The sequence below is a fragment of the Streptococcus mitis genome, assembly GCF_946188585.1.
In the GTDB taxonomy this organism is placed as follows: Bacteria; Bacillota; Bacilli; order Lactobacillales; family Streptococcaceae; genus Streptococcus; species Streptococcus mitis_DG.
In genome coordinates, this window is sequence record NZ_CAMHVI010000024.1 from 1 (window position 1) to 323 (window position 323).

At 53.3% G+C, this 323-nt stretch carries 1 protein-coding gene; it reads left to right on the forward strand.

Translation table 11 applies throughout. The features are described 5' to 3' along the window. Nucleotides 1–323, forward strand: a 323-nt coding sequence (locus tag N8M66_RS09300) for a hypothetical protein (RefSeq protein ID WP_261047226.1), incomplete at both ends; no start/stop codon positions are given.

Genomic DNA, 323 nt, shown 5'->3' on the forward strand with positions numbered 1-323 from the left:
CGCCCCGGCCCCCCCCGACGCTCTTCCGATCTTTGAAGCTGATGTGCTAGCCGATGTACTTGCGCTTGTTGAAGCCGATGTACTTGCTGACGAGCTTGCTGATGTACTTGCCCTTGTTGAAGCTGACGTGCTTGCTGACGTACTTGCGCTTGTTGAAGCTGATGTACTTGCTGACGTACTTGCGCTAGTTGAAGCTGATGTACTTGCTGACGTGCTTGCTGACGTGCTAGCTCTTGTTGAAGCCGATGTACTTGCTGACGTGCTTGCACTAGTTGAAGCTGACGTGCTTGCTGACGTGCATGCGCTTGTTGAAGCTGATGTGG